Source organism: Mesorhizobium sp. C372A, from assembly GCF_030323245.1.
Taxonomy (GTDB): domain Bacteria; phylum Pseudomonadota; class Alphaproteobacteria; order Rhizobiales; family Rhizobiaceae; genus Mesorhizobium.
In genome coordinates this window covers 2,174,673-2,192,902 of record NZ_CP100475.1, presented here as the reverse complement: position 1 = coordinate 2,192,902, position 18,230 = coordinate 2,174,673, and the positions used below count along the sequence as shown (strand labels likewise).

Annotated in this window: 18 protein-coding genes; 7 read left to right on the top strand and 11 right to left on the bottom strand. The window is 63.0% G+C overall.

Going from position 1 to position 18,230, the window contains the following annotated elements:
* Window positions 1-114: 114 nt before the first annotated feature.
* The 4 genes from NLY42_RS10335 to NLY42_RS10320 all read right to left on the bottom strand — a co-directional run bounded on the left by NLY42_RS10335 (window position 115) and on the right by NLY42_RS10320 (window position 5,446).
* Window positions 115-1,173 carry an ABC transporter ATP-binding protein gene (locus tag NLY42_RS10335; protein ID WP_023754132.1) on the bottom strand — a complete coding sequence of 353 codons (1,059 nt, stop codon included), beginning with the start codon at window positions 1,171-1,173 and terminating at the stop codon, window positions 115-117.
* Between the two features lie 56 nt (window positions 1,174-1,229).
* Window positions 1,230-3,416, bottom strand: a complete 2,187-nt coding sequence (locus tag NLY42_RS10330; RefSeq protein ID WP_050591097.1) for an ABC transporter permease — start codon at window positions 3,414-3,416, stop codon at window positions 1,230-1,232.
* Window positions 3,417-3,525: 109 nt separating this feature from the next.
* Complete coding sequence (locus NLY42_RS10325) at window positions 3,526-4,551, bottom strand: ABC transporter substrate-binding protein (protein ID WP_023748323.1); 1,026 nt, start codon at window positions 4,549-4,551, stop codon at window positions 3,526-3,528.
* A 61-nt stretch (window positions 4,552-4,612) separates the two neighbouring features.
* Window positions 4,613-5,446, bottom strand: a complete 834-nt coding sequence (locus NLY42_RS10320) for an inositol monophosphatase family protein (protein ID WP_050588586.1) — start codon at window positions 5,444-5,446, stop codon at window positions 4,613-4,615.
* A 218-nt stretch (window positions 5,447-5,664) separates the two neighbouring features.
* On the opposite strand from NLY42_RS10320, the gene NLY42_RS10315 reads away from it, so the two are divergent.
* From NLY42_RS10315 to NLY42_RS10305, 3 genes are all read left to right on the top strand, one after another.
* The gene (locus NLY42_RS10315; RefSeq protein WP_084569953.1) at window positions 5,665-6,684 is read left to right on the top strand and encodes a LacI family DNA-binding transcriptional regulator; all 1,020 of its coding nucleotides are present in this window, start codon (window positions 5,665-5,667) and stop codon (window positions 6,682-6,684) included.
* 36 nt (window positions 6,685-6,720) lie between these two features.
* Window positions 6,721-6,906, top strand: a complete 186-nt coding sequence (locus tag NLY42_RS10310) for a hypothetical protein (RefSeq protein ID WP_023754130.1) — start codon at window positions 6,721-6,723, stop codon at window positions 6,904-6,906.
* A gap of 85 nt (window positions 6,907-6,991) precedes the next feature.
* Window positions 6,992-9,334, top strand: a complete 2,343-nt coding sequence (locus NLY42_RS10305) for a response regulator (RefSeq protein ID WP_023684019.1) — start codon at window positions 6,992-6,994, stop codon at window positions 9,332-9,334.
* Here the strand turns inward: NLY42_RS10305 and NLY42_RS10300 are convergent, their stop codons facing one another.
* The 6 genes from NLY42_RS10300 to NLY42_RS10275 form a co-directional block, all read right to left on the bottom strand.
* Window positions 9,335-10,087: a Stf0 family sulfotransferase gene (locus NLY42_RS10300; RefSeq protein ID WP_023754129.1), complete on the bottom strand. Its 753-nt coding sequence runs from the start codon at window positions 10,085-10,087 to the stop codon at window positions 9,335-9,337.
* A 79-nt stretch (window positions 10,088-10,166) separates the two neighbouring features.
* A complete protein-coding gene (locus NLY42_RS10295) occupies window positions 10,167-11,141 on the bottom strand; it encodes a sterol desaturase family protein (RefSeq protein ID WP_245263505.1) in 975 nt (324 codons plus the stop codon).
* 287 nt (window positions 11,142-11,428) lie between these two features.
* Window positions 11,429-11,980 (bottom strand): chloramphenicol phosphotransferase CPT family protein, encoded by a 552-nt coding sequence (locus NLY42_RS10290; RefSeq protein WP_023754127.1) that lies wholly within the window; start codon window positions 11,978-11,980, stop codon window positions 11,429-11,431.
* An 8-nt stretch (window positions 11,981-11,988) separates the two neighbouring features.
* The gene (locus NLY42_RS10285) at window positions 11,989-12,846 is read right to left on the bottom strand and encodes a lytic transglycosylase domain-containing protein (RefSeq protein WP_023754126.1); all 858 of its coding nucleotides are present in this window, start codon (window positions 12,844-12,846) and stop codon (window positions 11,989-11,991) included.
* 3 nt (window positions 12,847-12,849) lie between these two features.
* Window positions 12,850-14,103, bottom strand: coding sequence for a flavodoxin-dependent (E)-4-hydroxy-3-methylbut-2-enyl-diphosphate synthase (gene ispG / locus NLY42_RS10280; RefSeq protein WP_023754125.1), 1,254 nt, complete (start codon window positions 14,101-14,103; stop codon window positions 12,850-12,852).
* Between the two features lie 287 nt (window positions 14,104-14,390).
* Complete coding sequence (locus NLY42_RS10275) at window positions 14,391-14,570, bottom strand: YdcH family protein (protein WP_023684024.1); 180 nt, start codon at window positions 14,568-14,570, stop codon at window positions 14,391-14,393.
* A gap of 240 nt (window positions 14,571-14,810) precedes the next feature.
* Here NLY42_RS10275 and NLY42_RS10270 point away from each other — a divergent pair, with 240 nt between their 5' ends.
* Window positions 14,811-15,014: a YdcH family protein gene (locus NLY42_RS10270; protein ID WP_023673103.1), complete on the top strand. Its 204-nt coding sequence runs from the start codon at window positions 14,811-14,813 to the stop codon at window positions 15,012-15,014.
* Window positions 15,015-15,038: 24 nt separating this feature from the next.
* Here NLY42_RS10270 and NLY42_RS10265 read toward each other — a convergent pair whose 3' ends face one another.
* Window positions 15,039-15,854: an IclR family transcriptional regulator gene (locus tag NLY42_RS10265; protein WP_023684025.1), complete on the bottom strand. Its 816-nt coding sequence runs from the start codon at window positions 15,852-15,854 to the stop codon at window positions 15,039-15,041.
* A 156-nt stretch (window positions 15,855-16,010) separates the two neighbouring features.
* Between NLY42_RS10265 and NLY42_RS10260 the strand changes: the two genes are divergently transcribed.
* From NLY42_RS10260 to NLY42_RS10250, 3 genes are all read left to right on the top strand, one after another.
* Window positions 16,011-16,841 carry a transporter substrate-binding protein gene (locus NLY42_RS10260; protein WP_023673105.1) on the top strand — a complete coding sequence of 277 codons (831 nt, stop codon included), beginning with the start codon at window positions 16,011-16,013 and terminating at the stop codon, window positions 16,839-16,841.
* Between the two features lie 69 nt (window positions 16,842-16,910).
* Window positions 16,911-17,576, top strand: a complete 666-nt coding sequence (locus NLY42_RS10255; RefSeq protein WP_023673106.1) for an amino acid ABC transporter permease — start codon at window positions 16,911-16,913, stop codon at window positions 17,574-17,576.
* 1 nt (window position 17,577) lies between these two features.
* Window positions 17,578-18,228 (top strand): amino acid ABC transporter permease, encoded by a 651-nt coding sequence (locus tag NLY42_RS10250; RefSeq protein WP_023754124.1) that lies wholly within the window; start codon window positions 17,578-17,580, stop codon window positions 18,226-18,228.
* Window positions 18,229-18,230: the final 2 nt, after the last annotated feature.

Sequence of the window (18,230 nt, the reverse complement as noted above, 5' to 3'; positions counted from 1 at the left end):
CAAAAACAACGATTCTAAACCCAAGGCAAAACTGGGTCGCTAATCCCTGGTCGCCGCCTGTTGTAACGTCACCAAGCAACGCCGGGAAAGTGTGCAACGGTTTTCCCGGCGCGTTCAATCGTCTTTGATCAGCACGATCTTCGCCGGATCGAAATCGATCCCGACCATCGTCCCTTCCGCCACGGCGGGTGTGACATCAGGCGATGTCGCGAACAGTTCGACCGCCGGATCGCTGATCGCGATGCGGTATTCCATGTGGTCGCCGAGATACGAGCTCTTGACCACCCGGCCCTTCATGGTGCCCGCTGGCTGGCCGGGCAAGATGCGCACGGCATTCGGGCGCACAGCGAGCATCGCCGGCCCCGGAGCGTTACCGCGACCCGGCATGTCGAGCAGCAAGGGTCCGACCTTGACCCTTGCACTGGTCGCATTGCTGGAAAGCACCTCGACGTCGAGCAGATTGGCGTCGCCCATGAAGTCGGCGATGAAACGGTTGGTCGGCTCGTTGTAGAGGTCGCGCGGCGTGCCGTCCTGGGCGACGCGAGCGGCGTTCATGACGATGATGCGGTCGGAGACGGCGAGCGCCTCTTCCTGGTCATGCGTCACATAGACCATGGTCAGTGCCAGATCCTGCTGCAGGCCGCGGATTTCGTCGCGCACCCGCCGGCGCAGCTTGGCGTCGAGATTGGACAGCGGCTCGTCGAACAACAGCACCTTCGGCTCCAGCACGATAGCGCGCGCCACCGCGACGCGCTGCTGCTGGCCGCCGGACAATTCGCTCGGCTGGCGTTTCTCGTAGCCGGACAGGCCGACAAGCGACAGCTTTTCGGCGGCGCGCTCGGCTGCCTGCGCCTTGCCAAGCCCCATCGCCCGCAGGCCGTAGCTAACATTCTCCATCACGTTCATATGCGGAAACAGCGCATAGGACTGGAACACCATGGAGACATCGCGCTCAGCGGCGGACAGCAAGGTGACGTCCTTGTCGTCGATCAGGATGCGCCCGGTGCTGGTCTGTTCCAGTCCGGCGATCAGCCGCAGCGTCGTCGTCTTGCCGCAACCCGAGGGCCCGAGCAGCGTCACCAGGCTGGCCGGCGCGATGTCGAAGCTGACATTGTCGACGGCGATCACCGCGCCGTATTTCTTGGTGACGCCCTCGAACCGCACGGCCGGCATGTCCGTGACAACCGGGGCAGCATTCTTCGCCGTCTGATCCACGCCGCTTCTCCCCATCAGATTGCCGCCACGACGGCTTCCGGACCCGCACGGCGCCGGCCGAGCCGGCGTTCGCCGACCAGCAGCTGGATGCCGATGAGGATGACCATCATGACAACGATCATCACCGCCGAATAGACAATCGCGATGCCGTATTCGCCGACATCTGCGCGCCCGACAATGTAGACCGTGGCGAGATTGAACCGGCCGCTCGCCAGGAAGATGACGGCGCTGACCGCCGTCACCGCGCGCACGAAACTGTAGATCATCGCGGTCACGATCGCCGGCTTCAGGATCGGCAGGATCACCCGCCGCAAGGTAGCAAAAGACCGCGCCCCAAGCGTCAGCGATGCCTCGTCCAGGCTCTTGTCGATCTGTCCGAGATTGGCAAGCCCGGCACGGATCGCCACCGGCATGTTGCGGAAGATGAAGGAGATGACGATGATCAGCCCGGTGCCGGTCAATTGCACCGGCGGCACGTTGAAGGCAAGGATATAGCTGACGCCAATCACCGTGCCGGGAATGGCGAAACTCATCATGGCCAGGAACTCGAACATGGTACGCCCGGCGAAACGCTGCCGGTCGAGCAGATAGGCCGTCAGGATGCCGAGCGCCGCGGTGAACGGCATCGCCACCAGCGCCAGGCCGATGGTCATCAGCAGCGACGGCCAGGCCGAGCCGCTGAAAAACCAGCCATTGACGCCTTTCTCGATCGAAAAGGCGGTGAGGAAATACTCGAGCGTCGGCGTGTTGTCGCGCCCGATCGATTGCACGAAACCGCCGCCCAGGATGATGCCGTAGACCACGATGGTCAGAACCAGCCACGGAACGACGGCGGCGTAGCAGCCGATCCGCAAGGCCTTGGGCAGCGTCGCCGGTACACCGCCATCGCCCTTGCCTGCGACGGTGACGTAGCTGCGGCTGCCGATCCAGCGGCGCTGGATGACGAAGGCTGCCAGCGTGAACATCAACAGCACGATCGCCAGCACCGCCGCGCGGCCCTGGTCGTGCGCCGCACCGACCACTGCAAAGAAGATGTCGGTCGACAGCACGTTGAAGTTTCCGCCCAGCACCAGCGGATTGGCGAAATCGGCCATGCTCTCGATAAACGAAATCAGGAAGGCGCTGGCCAGGCCCGGCCGGATCAACGGCCAGGTGACGGTGCGAAACGTCCGCCAGCGACTGGCGCGCAAGGTCTGCGACGCCTCCTCCATGCTCGGGCTGACCCCTTGCAGCACGCCGACCAGAACCAGGAAGGCGATCGGCGTGAAGGCCAGCACCTGCGCGATGGTGATGCCGGCCATGCCATAGATCCAGCGGCTGCGCGGAATGCCGAGATGCACCGACATGAGGTTGGTGACGATGCCGGCGCGGCCGAACAGCAGGATCAGCGCCAGGCCGATGACGAAGGGCGGCGTGATGATCGGCAGGATGGACAGGCCGCGCAGCAGCCATTTGGCCGGCAGCTTGGTGCGAAGCGCAATCAGCGCCAGAGCCAGCCCAAGCGCCGTGCAGAAAAAGCCGACGAGGACTGCGATCGCCACCGTGTTCCACGCCACGCCGCAGGAGCCCTCGCCATAGAGGCAGCGCAGGCTCCATATGTTGGCGCTGAAGATCTTTTCGACGAACAGCGCCGGCACGACATTGCCGTCATTATCCTTGATGGCCGAGGTGAGGATCGACAGCAGCGGATAGGCAACGAACAGGATCAGCGAAGCAATCACGATTGAGAGCGAGCCGACGACGAAACGGTCGCCCTTGCACCAGCCGCGCGCGGCGAGCGCCTCGGCGATGAACATCAGCATCGCCACGGCATAGAGCGCCGCACCCCAGCCGAGCCCCGGCTGTATCGGTCCCGGCGTGCCGGCGACCTGGGTAAGCAAGCCAAATCCCCAGCCCGAATGGATGATGGAAAAGCCTTCGATGGCCAGCCACAGCAGGCCCGCCGCGCCTGCAATCGCAAGGCTCTTGGGTTTGTTGCGCGCCACCAGCCAGCTCGCCAGCAGAAGCGGCAGGACAAGCGGCAACAGCCAGGGCCGGCCACCGAGCGCCAGTATGATGGCCGGCGTCGCATCCGTCGGCTGTGCCAGCCAGTCGAACGACAGGAAGCCGCCTTCGACCTTGTACCAAGGCAAGAGCACGATGCTCGCCCACGCGGCCATTACCCAGGCGAGCGCGCTGCGTCCAGGAGCGGAACTGACCATGGAACCGGCCGCGGCCATTCAATGTCTTTCTGTGCCAAAGGATGGTGCGCCGGCTGCCGCGAAGGGCGCCGGCGATCAGAGATGCTAGAGTGAGCGCAAAAGAACGCGCTCAGCCGCCGTTGCGAACCTCGTCGGTGAACTTCTTCAACAGCCGCTTGCGTTCGGCGGACGAGCCATATTTGGCGAAATCGTAGTCGATCAGCTTGATCTTCGAGAGGTCCGGCGCCTCGGGCGGCACCGGCGTGGCGGTGTTCGACGGGATCTGGAAGCTGCCGTTCGGCGCCGCGAGCTTCTGCGCGTCCGGGCTCAGCGCCCAGTCGTAGAATTTCTGCGCCTCTTCGGCATGCTTGGCGCCCGTCACGATGCTCATCGAACCGATCTCGAAGCCGGTGCCTTCGCAAGGCGACACCACCTTCACGGCAGGGTTCTGTTTCGCGGCATTGATCACGTCGTGCTGGAAGGAGATGCCGATCAGCGTCTCGCCCTTGCCGACGGCGAGCGCCGGCGCGGCCCCTGCCTTGGTGTATTCGGCGATGTTCTTGTTGAGCTGCTTGAGATAGTCGAATGCCTTGTCCTCGCCCATCAGTTGGACGATGGTGGCAAGCATAGTCCAGGCCGTGCCCGATGAATTCGGGTCGGCCATCTCGATCTCGCCCTGGAATTCCGGCTTGACCAGATCGGCCCAGCACGCCGGAGCGGTCAGCCCGCGCTGCTTCAGATCTTCCTCATTATAGCCGTAGCCGAGCGCACCGAGATAAATGCCGACCGTGCGGTTCTTCGACCTGTCGGCCTGCTTCAGCGCCCAGTCGCGCAAGTTTGCCAGTTGCGGCGACTTGTATTCCTGGGTGAGGCCCTCTTCCGCCGCCTGCAGATGCGGGTCGCCGGTGCCGCCCCACCAGATATCGGCTTGCGGATTGTCCTTCTCGGCCCGGAGGCGGGCGTAGATTTCGCCGGCGCTCATGCGGGTCATGTCGACGCTGACGCCCGTCTCCTTCTGGTAGGTGGTCGCCATCGCCCGGCACCAGGCCTCGTCGACGGCGCAATACATTGTGAGGCTGCGGTCGGCCGCCTGGGCGGCACTCGCCAATCCGAACATGGCCAGCGCCGCGCCAAGGCCAAGCCAGGCGGCGCGCAAGCCTTGCTTACTGTCAAATGTCTTCATCGATATTCCTCCCTGTCTTCTCACTGGAAACGATCTACCCGTCGTCGAGCGGCACTCCGATCACCTGGGACAATGTCGCCGCAACACCGGGTGCTGCCGCAAGCACGGGATTGCCCTTCGCCATGCCATCGCCGTCGAGGAACCGGTTCACCCGGCCGCCGGCCTCCTCCACCAGCAGCAATCCGGCCAGGCAGTCCCACGAATTGATGTGCAGCTCGGCATAGGCATCCGAGCGGCCGTCGGCCACATAGGCCAGCCCAAGCGCTCCGGAGCCGGAGCGCCGCACATTGGCGCCGAGTGCCCAGACAAGGCTCACCTTGTCCAGATAGTCGCGATTGGGAATCCTCGGCGACCAGCCGAACTCGACAAAGGCGCGGTCGAACGCTTGCGTCGGCGACACATGGATCGGCGCGCCATTGCGCGTCGCGCCTTGCCCGCGACGGGCAAAGTACGTTTCGCCGACGGCCGGATTGGCAATGCCGCCGATCTCGCTGCGGCCGTCCTCGACGAAAGCTATCGAAATGCAGAAATGCGGAATACCGCGCATGAAATTGGCGGTGCCGTCGATCGGGTCGACGACCCACATGCGGGCAGAGCCGATGCCGCCGCCTTCCTCGCCCAAAAACCCGTCCTGCGGAAAAGCCTCTGCCAGCGTGGCGCGGATGTGCTCCTCGACCTTACCGTCGGTTTCAGTGAGAAAATCCTGCGGGCCTTTCATCGCCACCGGCTGGACGGCGCCCTGCCGGGCATAGCCTTCCATCGCCAGTTGCCCGGCCGTGACAAGCAGTTTCCGGCAGACCTCGGCACGCCTGTCCATCTCGGCCTTGGACAGCCGGTCCGCCTTCGGATGCGCCGCCGCCCTGCTCATGCAGCCGGTCCGGACAATCGCGCCCTCAATGCCGTCTTCGGCGAAATGGACAGGGTATTCCTCCGATGCCACTCTTGAGCCGGCTTGTATTGCACGGCTGTGCAAAGCTGTTGCATTCGGCCATGCCTGTCAAGTGCGGTGGGTGGCAATGGCAGAAGAGTTGCATTACATTGCACGGGCGTGCAAAGAATCACGAAAACAGCAGCGAGAGCGTTGGCTTGACGGTTCCGAGAATCCGCACCGGTTTTTCCAGCGCCCAGCAGGTTGCCGACCTCGCCGGGGTTTCACGTTCGGCGGTGTCACGTACCTTCACGCCCGGCGCTTCCGTTTCCGGGGAAACCCGCGAGCGAGTGATGCTGGCGGCCGAGCAACTCGGCTATCACGTCAACCATCTGGCTCGCGGCCTGATGCGGGCCTCGACCGGCATTGTCTGCCTCATCGTTGCCGATGGCGACACGCCCTATCATGCCCGCCTGCAGAAGGCGCTGACCCAACATCTGCGGGACGCCGGCAAAATGGCCATGGTGTTCAACACCTCCGGCCCCAGCCACCATGTCGACCAGGCGCTGCGCAACACGCTGAACTATCGCGCCGATGCGAGCATCGTTCTGTCCGGCTCGCCGCCGCAGTTGCTGATCCGCACCTGTCTTGAGAACGGCCAGCGGCTGGTGCTGATCAATCGCGATGACCGCTTCGACGGCCCGCACAATATCGGTGTGGACAACGCTGCAGCCGCAGAGGCAGCGCTGCATGCCTTCATCCGGGCCGGCTGTACCCGCCCCGCTTTGGTGACCTCGGCTGCCGGCACGCCCAGCCTGCTCTCCCGCGAAACCGCCTTCCTTACCGCGGCGCAGGAGGAAGGGCTGGAGGTGACCGTGTGGCGCGAGGGCCGCACCGGCTATGCCACCGGAGCCGATGGCGCCAGGCGGCTCTTTTCCGGCCGGCAGCGGCCGGATGCGGCGTTCTGCGTGACCGACCTGATTGCGTGCGGCTTTCTCGATGCGGCCCGCCACGAGTTCGGCATCAACGTACCCCGCGATCTCTGCGTCATCGGCTTTGACGACATTGAACAGGCCGACTGGGCCTCTTACCGGCTGACGACGTTCTCGCCGCCGATCGAGGAGATCGCCAGGCGCGCCGTGCGGCTCGCGACCGGCGCGCGGGAGGAGGCTGGCAGCCGCCTGATCTGCCATGCGCCCATGGTCTGGCGCAGCACGGTGAGGCCGGGCCAGGGCTGATGCGAAACATGTGTCGTCAAGACGGGAAACGTACTGATGTCCAAGAAAAAGGCCAGGAAGACCCGCCAGGCGGCAAGACCGGTGGAGATAACTGTAGGCCCCGAAATCCGGAGCATGATGCGCAAGTTCGGCCTGACCGAGGAAGAAGCACTGCGCATGATGCGCGAATGCGATGCCACCCTCTATGGCGCCAACTCCGGGCACGTGCAGCCAGGATCTTGACGGCCCGCCAGGCGCGAACGGAATTTTAATGTAAATCAAGCGTAATCCCGACCGTTAAAATGATGCGTATGTGTTGGGGTTGCGCATGCCGGAATATTCTTTCTTCATCCGCTCGATCCGGATCCGCTACATCTCGGGATTGCTCATCTTTGCGCTGGCTTCCACCGCGGTGATGTTTGCGCTCAATCGCGTCAATTCCTTCCGCCACGACATCGACGCGCTGAGCAGCAATCTCGTCGTCTTCACCCGCGACCTGCGCAACGCCTCCAGCTTTGCCGAAACCGCCAGCACGACCTGGCGCACCGAAACCCGTGACGGCCTTGCCGCCGCCGCGCGCGGCCATTCGCAACGCCTGACCAGCGAGATCGAAACACTGTCCGCGGAGTTGGCCGCGATCAAGCCGAGCCTATCGGCCAAAACGCTGGACGAACTCTCGTCGGCCGCCGTCAACGGCGACCTGTTCTGGTCGTCGCGCGACATCGTGCGCAACTTCAACCTGATGTCGGCGGCGCAACAGACCGACGAATGGAGTTCGCGCGAAATCCTCAACCAGAACGACCTGTTCGTCCAGCCGATGCTGGTGCGTGTGCGTACCGCCATGGATGGCGAACGCCATCTGGCCGACGCCTCCAGCGACAGGCTGCTGTTGTGGGCAAGCGGCCTTCTGTTCGCGGTTCTTGCCATCGTTGCCCTCTGGATCTTCCGGCCGATGGAAAAGGCGATCCGCCGCGCCTTCACCGAATCCGCCGCATCCTTGTTCAAGGCCGAAGCGGCCGACCGCGCCAAATCGGAATTCCTGGCCAATATGAGCCATGAGATCCGCACGCCGATGAATGGCGTGCTGGGCATGGCCGAACTGCTCGCCAAGACCGAGCTTAACGCGCGCCAGAAGACCTTCACCGAAGTCATCGTCAAGTCCGGCAATGCGCTGCTCACCATCATCAACGACATCCTCGATTTCTCCAAGATCAATGCCGGTCAGCTGACGCTCGATCCTGCACCCTTCCGGCTTGCCGAAGCGGTCGAGGACGTGGCCACACTGGTGTCGGCGCGCGTCGCCGAAAAGAACCTCGAGCTGATCGTGCGTGTCGACCCGCGCCTGCCTGCCCATGTCGTCGGCGATGCCGGACGGTTTCGTCAGATCGTCACCAATCTGCTCGGCAATGCGGTGAAGTTCACCGAGAAGGGCCATGTGCTGATCGATGTCGGCGGCGAGGTGGTCGACGGCATCGTCCAGCTCAAGGTCCGCGTCGAGGACACAGGCATCGGCATTCCTGCCGAGAAGCTCGAGAACGTGTTCGAGAAATTCGCGCAGGTCGACGGCTCGTCGACGCGCCGCCATGAAGGCACCGGCCTCGGCCTTGCCATCGCCGCCCGCCTCATCGACCTGATGGGCGGCAAGATCGGCGTCGAAAGCGAGATCGGCCGCGGCTCGGTGTTCTGGTTCGCCGTGCCGCTGCCGGCGCATCAGCAGGACACGCGCAACGAGATCGTGCCGGTCGATGTCACCGGCGCCCGCGTGCTGGTCATCGACGACAACCCGGTCAACCGCGAGATCTTGCTGGAGCAGCTCAGAAGCTGGAGCTTCGACTGCGCGGCCGCCGAAAGCGGCGCCGTCGGCCTCGCCTTTCTAGACCGGGCCAGCCAACTCGGTGCTGCGGTCGACTGCATCATCCTCGACTACCAGATGCCCGGCATGAACGGCGCCGATGTCGCCAAGGCGATTTCCGCCGACAGCCGTCTCTCCGCCATCCCGGTGGTGCTGCTGACCTCCGTCGACCAGGTCGATTTCGGCAAGATGGTCATCGATTTCGGCATCGCCGCGCATCTCACCAAGCCGGCGCGCTCGGCCATCCTGCTCGGCACCGTCATCTCGGCCATCCAGAAAGCGCGGGCCCAGATCGGCAAGGCCCAGTTCGTTCGCGAGCCTGTCGTTCCGCAGGCGGCACCCGTGACGCCACCCGCCTTCACCGTCATTCGCGGCCCGGCAATTCCGGCGGCCACAGTGCCTGAATCGATCGCCACGCCAAACGGCCCGATCGATATTCTGATCGCCGAGGACAATGACGTGAACCAGCTGGTGTTCGGCCAAATCCTCAATGGGCTTGGCCTCAGCTACCGCATCGCCAGCAATGGCCGCACGGCCGTCGAGATGTACCGGGCGCTGCGGCCGAAGCTGATCCTCATGGACGTCTCCATGCCGGAGATGAACGGCTACGAGGCGACCCGCGCCATCCGGGCGGCGGAGGCAGCGAGTGGCAATCACACACCAATCATCGGCGTCACCGCGCACGCACTGAAGGGCGACCGCGACAAATGTATCGAGTCCGGAATGGACGACTATCTGCCTAAGCCGGTGTCGCCCGACCGCCTCGGCAGCAAGATCGGCACATGGCTCAGCGAAACGGTCGCGGTAAAGAGGGCTTGATCAAATCGCCGCGTCCAGACGATAGCGGCGCATCCAGTCGAGGCTGATTTCATCCGAGAGCTTGGCGACGCCCGGCTTTACGTCGGCGGCATTCGGCGCCGGAACGCCCAGGGCCTTGCAGATGGATGCCAATGCCGCTGCCGGATCGCCTGACAGGCGCTCATAGCCGATGCGCAGCGGGACGATCCCCTGCTCCGCGAACCAGACGTTCCAGCCCGCGTCATAGGCTTCGAGTTCGGCAAGCTCGCGCTGGATCCGCTTGAAATCGTAGCGGGGTTCCTGCGGCGGTGCGACTCGTTCGATCTCGGTTCCGTCGGGCGCGATGTGCCAAAGCCCGGTCTGCTCGGCCTTGATCAGCGACACCGCCTGCGCCAGCTTGTTTTCGCGCGAAAGATGGATGTAGAGGACCCGCCCGAAGGCCTTTTCAAAGCGTGCTTTGTCCGATGGCAGGTCTGGGTAGATCCGGTCGAGGATTGCCGAGAGTTCATCCAGGTTTTCCCGCATCAGGCGCAAGCCGAAGACGCCAGTTCCGCCCCTTCCCGCGCTGATTGCCGCACCGAGATAGGCGAGGTCGAAATCATGCGCGCTCATCGTCTCGGGATGCGGCAATTTCCCCTCTTCGGCCCATTCCGCCTTGTCCTCCCGCCTATAGAAGGAGTGCGGATCGCCGGCTGTTTTCATCGATGCCAGCAGACCGCACAGCAATGTGCTTCCGGTTCTCGGCGTGCCGCAGATTATGTAGCCGTCACGCATCTGGGGGCTCTGTCGCTTGTCATGGATTGGGCTACCTCGCCAGGCGCGGTGACACGCGCGCTTCGCTAATGGATCCAGTCTAGCCGCGCCGGAAGGGATAGAGGAATTGCTGCCAGTATCCGTTCGGAACGGGATGTCCGTGAATGCCGTAGCCGTTCGGCCAGCGTCCTTCAGGCATATGGTGGGTACCGAACAGCCGGTCGAGCAGCGGGAAATGGATGGCGAAGTTTACGTCGATCGCTTCTTTCTCGAGGCCGTGATGCCAGTGGTGGTAACGCGGCGACACCAGCACCTTTTCGACTGGACCGAAACTGGTTCCGATGTTGGAATGGATGAAAGACGAATAGACGTAGACGATCAATATATACGTCTGGATAGCCGATTCATCGAACCCCAGCACGAACATCGGGGTGGCCGTCAGGCTGCGCAGCACGATGATTTCCAGGAAATGCATGCGCGCACCGGCAATCCAGTCCATCGACTTGGCGGAATGGTGCACGGCATGGAACTTCCACAGCCAGGGAATGCGATGGAAGGCCCGATGCACCCAATACTGGGCAAGGTCGGTCAGGAACATCACCGCCAGCAGTTGCACCAGCCACGGCAAGCCGTGGACCCAGGCGCGCACCGAACCAAGGGCGCCCTGTGCATTGACGAAGTTGGACGGCGCCAAGGTCAGGTAGGTCAAAATCTGCACCAGCAGCGACGAGACCAGATAGTAGAACAGGTCCTCGCGCCATTCGTCGCGGAACACGGTCTGATCCTTGTTGCGCGCGAAAAGACGTTCGAGCGGGACGAACAGCACACCCATGAACAAGGCGTTCAGGATGAAGAAATCGAGCCCGAAGAACACCCCGTCGATGTGCAGTTGATGGCGCACCGGAAGCATGCCGACCAGCGACGCCAGCAGCACAGTGAACATCGCTGCCGCGCCGAGCGTCTTTTGCCTGCGCAGCGTCATGCTGAGGATCGCCAGGATATAGCCGGAGATGAGGACGAAATAGAGCACCGGTTTGAAGAACAGCATCTGGTGGATGGGGGCCAGATCCGGCATCGATGTAAGCGACGGCAAGCCAATCGAGCCGGACAGCCAGCCAGAACCGAACGGCCGTTTGGCGCGCGGCGTTTCAAGTTCACTTACAACGCGTCTAAGGAAATTTGCCACCGCCCCCTATGCCCCGCCTTTTTGACGATCGCAAAAAAGCTCTCGTCGGAGATATCGACCTCTTTTGCTACAGCAGGGCTCATTAATATTTAATCGCCACGACCCTGCACATGACGGGTGACTATCGCTTTTGGGCGATTGGAAGAGCCATGATTGCAACAAAAGAACACCGGCCACTATAGTCGGAATCTTTCCTGGATGCGACGGGCGCATTCAAGCGGCGTCAGCCGGCTGGTGTCGACTTCGAGGTCGTAGTCCATGCCCTTGTGGACGCGTCCATATTGCCAGCGCGCCAGGCCAGGCAGCCTGTCGGCGCGCGCGGCCTCGCGCGCTTCCAGCACCTCCAGCGGCGCCATGACGCCGACCAGATGCAGGTCGAAACCCGACAGCAACTTGCGGTGCTCCGCTATCTCGTCATTGAAGATCACGTCGTCGACAATGAGATTGTTGCCTTGCCCGGCCATGGCGGCGATGGCATGGCGCATGCCGCGCATGGCTCGCGCGCCGACCGGCCCGCTCCTGATCACCACCGACGGCTTGCCGTCTTCCAGCACGGTCTCAAAGGAAAACCCGTCGGCATGATCCTGCAGCGCCGGCGGCAGCATGTCGATGAAAGCATCCATCTGGACATGCAGGAAGGGCTCGGTGGCGATTGTTTGCAGCGCCCTGGCGATCGAGCTTTTGCCGGCGCTGCCGACGCCATTAAGCAGGACGATTTTGGCCGTCATGTCGCCCCCTATCGGTTGCGCACGACGATACAGGCGCCGCCGACGCTTTGCAGTTTCTGGCAGATGACGTTGGCGGCGGCACGGTCGTCGACACCGATCCTGACGGCGTAGATGCCACGTCGGCCGATCGGCGTGCGCACCCGGCTGACCACCGGGTCACGACCGGAAAGCAGCGCCGGAAACCGGCTCCTGACCCGCAGCCACTGATTGATCGCAGCTCCCCTGCGGAAATTGCCGGCCACCTGGACGCCCCATGGCTTCACATTGATCGACGCCATCGCCACGGTTCTCGACATGATCACAGGCAGCTTGCGGCAGGCGACGGCAAAGCTGGTTTTCGCGTCGAGCGGCTCGACCGTCCCGGCGTAAGCGCTGTCGGAAAACTTGTCGACGGGTTCGCCCATGATGTCGAAGACGTAGCTCTCGGTCTCCATCGGCAGGAAACCGCCGGAATCCAGCCAGCGCGACACCCGGTTCTCGCCGGCATTGTAGGCGGCCGCCGCCAGGCCGAGATTGCCGTAGGCGAGCTTCATCTCGCCGAGATATTTCGCCGAAGCCGGGATCGCCTGGTCGATGTCGAAAGGATCGGCCAGCCCGCGCATCTTGGCGGTGCCCGGCATGAACTGGGCGATGCCTTCGGCACCGACCGGGCTAACCGCATTGGGATCGAAGCGGCTTTCTTTCCAGATCAGCCGGGCGAAGTAATCCTTCGGCAGGCCGTTCCGCTCGGCATGCGTCTCGATCAGGTCACAGACATGGCCGATCAATCGTTTCGCCGCCGAGCGCGATTGCGGTGGATCGGCAAGTGCCTGTCCGGCACTCAGCCCGCAGAGCAGGATCACACCGGCTTTGAGCAGCCCCCGCATGGCTCATTCGGCCGCGGCTTTGCCGTGCTGGCCAAACCGCCGCTCGATATAGTCGGCAACCATTTTTTCGAAATCGGCGGCGATCGACGGACCGCGCAGCGTCGCCGACTTCTTGCCGTCGACGAAGACGGGTGCGGTCGGCATCTCGCCGGTGCCGGGCAGCGATATGCCGATATCGGCGTGCTTGGATTCGCCGGGGCCGTTGACAATGCAGCCCATCACCGCGACCTTGAGGTTCTCGACGCCGGGATATTTCTCCCGCCAGACCGGCATGTTCTTGCGCAAATCGGCCTGGATGTTCTGGGCGAGCTCCTGGAACACGGTGGAGGTCGTGCGACCGCAGCCGGGGCAAGCGGCGACGATCGGCACGAACTGACGGAAGCCCATGGTCTGCAGCAGTTCCTGCGAGACCTGCACCTCGCGAGTGCGATCGCCATTCGGCTCCGGCGTCAGCGAGATGCGGATGGTGTCGCCAATGCCTTGCTGCAAGAGGATGCCCATGGCAGCCGACGAGGCGACGATGCCCTTCGAGCCCATGCCGGCTTCGGTGAGGCCAAGATGCAGCGCATGGTTGGAACGCGTGGCAAGCTCGGTGTAGACGGCGATCAAATCCTGCACGCCGCTGACCTTGGCCGACAGGATGATCTTTTCGCGGGCGAGGCCTATCTCTTCGGCCATTTCGGCCGACAGGATCGCCGACTGCACGATCGCTTCGCGGGTTACTTCCTGCGCCGTCAGCGGAAAGCCTTGGCGCTGGTTCTCGTCCATCAGCCGGGTGAGCAACTCCTGATCGAGCGACCCCCAATTGACGCCGATGCGCACCGGCTTGTCGTATCTGATCGCCATTTCGACGATCGCTGCGAACTGGCGGTCCTTCTTGTCCTTGAAGCCGACATTGCCGGGATTGATGCGGTATTTGGCCAGCGCCTCGGCGCAGGCTGGATGGTCGGCCAGCAGCTTGTGGCCGATATAGTGGAAGTCGCCGACCAGCGGCACATTGATGCCGAGCCGCTCGAGCCGTTCGCGGATGCGCGGCACGGCGGCGGCGCTCTCGTCCCGATCGACGGTGATGCGCACGATCTCGGAGCCGGCGCGATGCAAAGCCGCAACCTGCGCGACGGTCTGGTCGATATCGGCCGTGTCGGTGTTGGTCATCGACTGCACGACGACCGGCGCGCCGCCGCCGACGACCACGCCGCCGACATCGACGCCGACCGATGTCCGGCGCGCAAAGGGGGAGGAAAAATACCCGGTCATGCCGGCAGCCTCTTGATCACCCGAGCGACATACGTCCACGTCGACGCACGCTCAAACAGCTATCAGCGCACAGCGCTGAGGTTCGGGCATGAGGTGGAGGAGCAAAGATGGCTTGTCAATGGCGACAGACAAGCAGAGCCGCCAAATCGCAGCAGCGCGGCGACCCCACAGACGGGTTTCGCCGGCCAACAGTATCGGAATCAGTAGCAAAAACAGGCCTCCGGCGGCATGTCGCCACCGGAGCGATAGTCACGCGCCAAGGCGGCGCTTCTAATCCTGGAAGGGCGTCAGTGTCTCGTCGGTTTCGCCTTCAGTTTTTCAATCTCGTCCTTGAGTGCCAGCTTGCGTCGCTTCAGATTCACGATTTCGAGGTCGTCGACCGATGGATGGTTCATCGCATCGTCGATCTCGCGTTCGATATCACCGTGTTTCCGCTGCAACTCATCAAGATGGGATGCAAGAGACATGATTGGTTCTCCCTTTCATGGTTTTCCTCGATTGCAGCCGTCAAAGGCACGTCCACCGCAGGTCGCATCTGTGACGGCACCATGACAGTCTGCCACCATCCGGCTGCGATGTCGAATGCTGCGTGGTAGCATTCCACGACAATGTGATATGTGATATTGGCTGCGCGCCGGCGGCAATTGATGCCGCCCCCGCCCAATCATGCCCATTGCCGGGCGCCGCAGACATGCAGACGGTAGAGAATGTCCGACCAGGAAAAGGCCGATGTCCGCCTCGAATTTTCCCGCCTGAAGCAGGAGCATGCCGATTTCGACGCGGCCATCAATGCGATGATCGCCATGGGCTGCGACCCCTTGCAGATCCAGCGTATGAAGAAGAAGAAGCTTTTCCTCAAGGACCGGCTGATGGCGCTGGAAGACAAGATCATTCCGGACATCATCGCTTAGCCGACGGCCTCGGGGCCTAACTGCTCACCCCGCTATCGACAGCCGCGCCGCGCGATGGCGCAGCAACGTCAGCAATTCGTCGGTCTTCTCCGCTGAAGTGTCGATCGGCACCACCAGGCACATCGTCGCCTCGACCTTGCCGGCGGCCGCGAAGACAGGGGCGGCCAGGCATTTGGTGTAGGCGTCGACCAGCCCCGAAGTGATGCAATAGCCGGTCGTTCTGGCCGTCGCGATATCGGCAATGAAGTCGTCGAACTGCAGCCTGCGGCCGTCGGGCAGCAAAAGGTCGTCTTCCGAGACCATGTCCTGGATGGCGGCCCTTTCCAATCCGGCCAGAAGCAGCCGCCCCGATGCCGTCCATGGCAGCGGGATCTGCAGGCCGGTGGCCGAGCTGATGCGGAACGGCCTAGTGCCGGGGCTGGAATGGACGATGGTATAGCGGCCGCTTTGCAGCATGCACAATTCGGAGGTCTCGCCGGTCTCGCGCGACAGATTGTCGACCTCCTGCCGGCCTCTCCTAAGCAGGTCGTTGCCCCTGACGTAGTCCATTCCATAGAGGTAGAGCTTCTTGCCGAAATAGACCCGGTTGCCGTCGCCCTCCATCTCCAGGAGACCCGCATCGACCAGCGAACGCACCAGCGTATAGGTGGTGGAGCGAGGCGCATTCACCCCCTTGGCGAGATCGCCAATGCCGATGGCGCGCTGCGTAACATGCAGGAAGTCCAGGATCTCCAGCACCCGGTTGAGGCCCTTCTCGCGCGAGCCGGAGGTCTTGTCGGGCGTCGGGCTCTCGGCTGGACCAAGCTCCGCCCGATCCGTGAGTCCATTGCTGTCTTGCATAACTGATTCCTGATGTTAGTATCTGTCTTGTACAGGATACATGTGTCTATTGTAAGAGACAATTCAGGTCGGCGACACGTGTGTCTGTAAGGGGAATTCAAACAACAGGAGGTCGCAGTGAACGACGCATCCAAGCGAGATTTTCTGAAACTGGGCATGGCCGGGCTTGCAACGGCGGGCGTGATGACCGCTGTCAGCGCCGAAAAGGCGGCGGCACAAGCCGCATCCGACAGCGTTCTGCGCACCGCGCTTGACCGCGGCAAGCTGATCGTCGGCACCGGCAGCACCAACGCGCCATGGCATTTCGAAAACGATGCCGGCGAGCTGGTCGGCATGGACATCACCATGGGCCGCATCCTGGCCAAGGGTCTGTTCGACGATCCGAGCAAGGTCGAGTTCGTCATGCAGGATCCGGCGCAGCGCATCCCCAATGTCACCACCAACAAGGTCGACATTACCATCCAGTTCATGACCATGACCGCGCAGCGCTCGCAGCTGATCCACTTCTCCAGGCCATACTATGTCGAGGGCGTCGCCCTGCTGACGCTGCCGACGGCGGAAAACAAGACCTTCGACAAGCTGCTCGCCGGCGGTTCGGCGACGCGCATCTCGATCCTGCAGAATGTCGATGCCGAAAGCTCGGTCCATTACGCCCTGCCGGAGGCGCAGGTGCTGCAGATCGACACCCAGGCCAATGTGCTGCAGGCACTGGAATCGAAACGCGCCGATGCCGCCGCTGTCGATCTTTCAACCGTGCGCTGGCTGGCCTCGCGCAACCCCGACAAATATTTCGATGCCGGCAAGAGCTGGTACTCGATGCTCTACGGCGCGGCGGTCAGGCAGGGCGACCTGGACTGGCTGACCTTCGTCAACCAGACCTTCACCATCGCTATGTTCGGCCATGAGACCGCACTCTACGACGCCGCCTTCAAGGACTATTTCGGCCAGGAGCCGCCGGCCCGCCATCCCGGTTTCCCGGTTGTCTGACAAGTGCTGGCGGAAGGGTTAGCCCTTCCGCCTTCTAGTTCGCATCCCCTTGGTTATTGCGGGAGACGCATGGGCTATACGCTCAACTTCAACCTGATCTGGCGGCATTTCGACAAGCTGTGGGGCGGCCTTCTGCTCAGCCTCGAGCTTGCCGTGATTTCGATTGCCATCGGCGTCGTCATCGGCCTGATGCTGGCGGTCTGGTATGTCTCGGCCGGACGCGTGGTGCGCGCCATCATTGCGGCCTACGTCGAATTCATCCGCAACGTGCCGCTGATCCTGCTCGTCTATCTTGTCTTCTACGGCCTGCCGACGGTGATCGACGTCGCCTACGACGCGCCGACCTCGTTCGTGCTGACGCTGTCGGTCTATAGCGGCGCCTATCTGGTCGAGGTGTTCCGCTCCGGCCTGGAAGCCGTGCCGCGCGGCCAGCTCGATGCCGGCAAAGCCATCGGCCTGACGCCCTGGCAGCGGCTGGTTCATGTGCGCCTGCCGACCATGCTGCGCATCACGCTGCCGGCGCTGTCCAACACCTTCATCTCGCTGTTCAAGGACACGTCGATCGCCTCGGTGATCTCGGTGCCCGAGCTCACCTTCGGCGCCCAGTGGATCAACTTCAACACCTTCCGCATTGTCGAGGTCTATCTGGTGACGACGGCGATGTACCTGGTGACCGGCTACACCCTACTCTTCGGGCTGCGGCTGGTCGAACGCCGGTTCAGGGCTGCGCGCTGACATGCTGAGCCAGATCCTCTACGCCGTACCGTTCCTCGCCCAGGGCTTCGCCATCACCTTGTGGGTGTCGCTGCTGGTCGTGGTGCTGTCGCTGATTGCCGGCGTCGCGCTCGGCGTCGGCCTGGTCTACGGCCCGGCGCCGGTGCGCTGGGCCGTGCGCATCTTCTCCGACACCATCCGCGGCATCCCGATCCTGGTGCTGATGTTCTTCGTCTATTACGGCCTGCCGGCCATCGGCCTGCATCTGCAATCCTTCTCGGCGGCGGTGTTGGCGCTCACCTTGTTCAAGACCGCGCAGGTCATTGAGTATCTCCGCGGCGCCGTCGGCTCCATTCCCAAAGGGCAGTCCGAGGCGGCGATGGCGATTGGGCTGACTTTTCGCCAGCGGCTCACCTACGTCATCTTTCCGCAGGCCTTCCGGCGCTTCCTGCCGCCCTGGATCAACGGCGTCACCGATGCGGTCAAGGGCAGCGCCCTGGTCTCGCTGCTCGGCATCACCGACCTGATGCAGGCGATCAACCAGGTCATCGGCCGCACCTATGAGGCGATGCCGCTCTACATCCTCGGCGCCTTGATCTATTTCGCCGTCAACTATGCGCTTTCCTACGCCAGCCGGCGGCTGGAACGGCGCTTTGCCTTCATCCGGGACTAGCA

Bases quoted from the DNA above. Each gene is read 5' to 3' on its own strand.
- NLY42_RS10270 (WP_023673103.1), top strand. From the start codon at position 14,811: ATGTCCGACCAGGAAAAGGCCGATGTCCGCCTCGAATTTTCCCGCCTG.
- NLY42_RS10265 (WP_023684025.1), bottom strand. From the start codon at position 15,854: ATGCAAGACAGCAATGGACTCACGGATCGGGCGGAGCTTGGTCCAGCC.
- NLY42_RS10320 (WP_050588586.1), bottom strand. From the start codon at position 5,446: ATGAGCAGGGCGGCGGCGCATCCGAAGGCGGACCGGCTGTCCAAGGCC.
- NLY42_RS10330 (WP_050591097.1), bottom strand. From the start codon at position 3,416: ATGGTCAGTTCCGCTCCTGGACGCAGCGCGCTCGCCTGGGTAATGGCC.
- NLY42_RS10305 (WP_023684019.1), top strand. From the start codon at position 6,992: ATGCCGGAATATTCTTTCTTCATCCGCTCGATCCGGATCCGCTACATC.
- NLY42_RS10275 (WP_023684024.1), bottom strand. From the start codon at position 14,570: ATGTCTCTTGCATCCCATCTTGATGAGTTGCAGCGGAAACACGGTGAT.
- NLY42_RS10285 (WP_023754126.1), bottom strand. From the start codon at position 12,846: ATGCGGGGGCTGCTCAAAGCCGGTGTGATCCTGCTCTGCGGGCTGAGT.
- NLY42_RS10290 (WP_023754127.1), bottom strand. From the start codon at position 11,980: ATGACGGCCAAAATCGTCCTGCTTAATGGCGTCGGCAGCGCCGGCAAA.
- NLY42_RS10335 (WP_023754132.1), bottom strand. From the start codon at position 1,173: ATGCCGGCCGTGCGGTTCGAGGGCGTCACCAAGAAATACGGCGCGGTG.
- NLY42_RS10250 (WP_023754124.1), top strand. From the start codon at position 17,578: ATGCTGAGCCAGATCCTCTACGCCGTACCGTTCCTCGCCCAGGGCTTC.
- NLY42_RS10300 (WP_023754129.1), bottom strand. From the start codon at position 10,087: ATGCGTGACGGCTACATAATCTGCGGCACGCCGAGAACCGGAAGCACA.
- ispG (WP_023754125.1), bottom strand. From the start codon at position 14,103: ATGACCGGGTATTTTTCCTCCCCCTTTGCGCGCCGGACATCGGTCGGC.
- NLY42_RS10310 (WP_023754130.1), top strand. From the start codon at position 6,721: ATGTCCAAGAAAAAGGCCAGGAAGACCCGCCAGGCGGCAAGACCGGTG.
- NLY42_RS10255 (WP_023673106.1), top strand. From the start codon at position 16,911: ATGGGCTATACGCTCAACTTCAACCTGATCTGGCGGCATTTCGACAAG.
- NLY42_RS10260 (WP_023673105.1), top strand. From the start codon at position 16,011: ATGGCCGGGCTTGCAACGGCGGGCGTGATGACCGCTGTCAGCGCCGAA.
- NLY42_RS10295 (WP_245263505.1), bottom strand. From the start codon at position 11,141: ATGCCGGATCTGGCCCCCATCCACCAGATGCTGTTCTTCAAACCGGTG.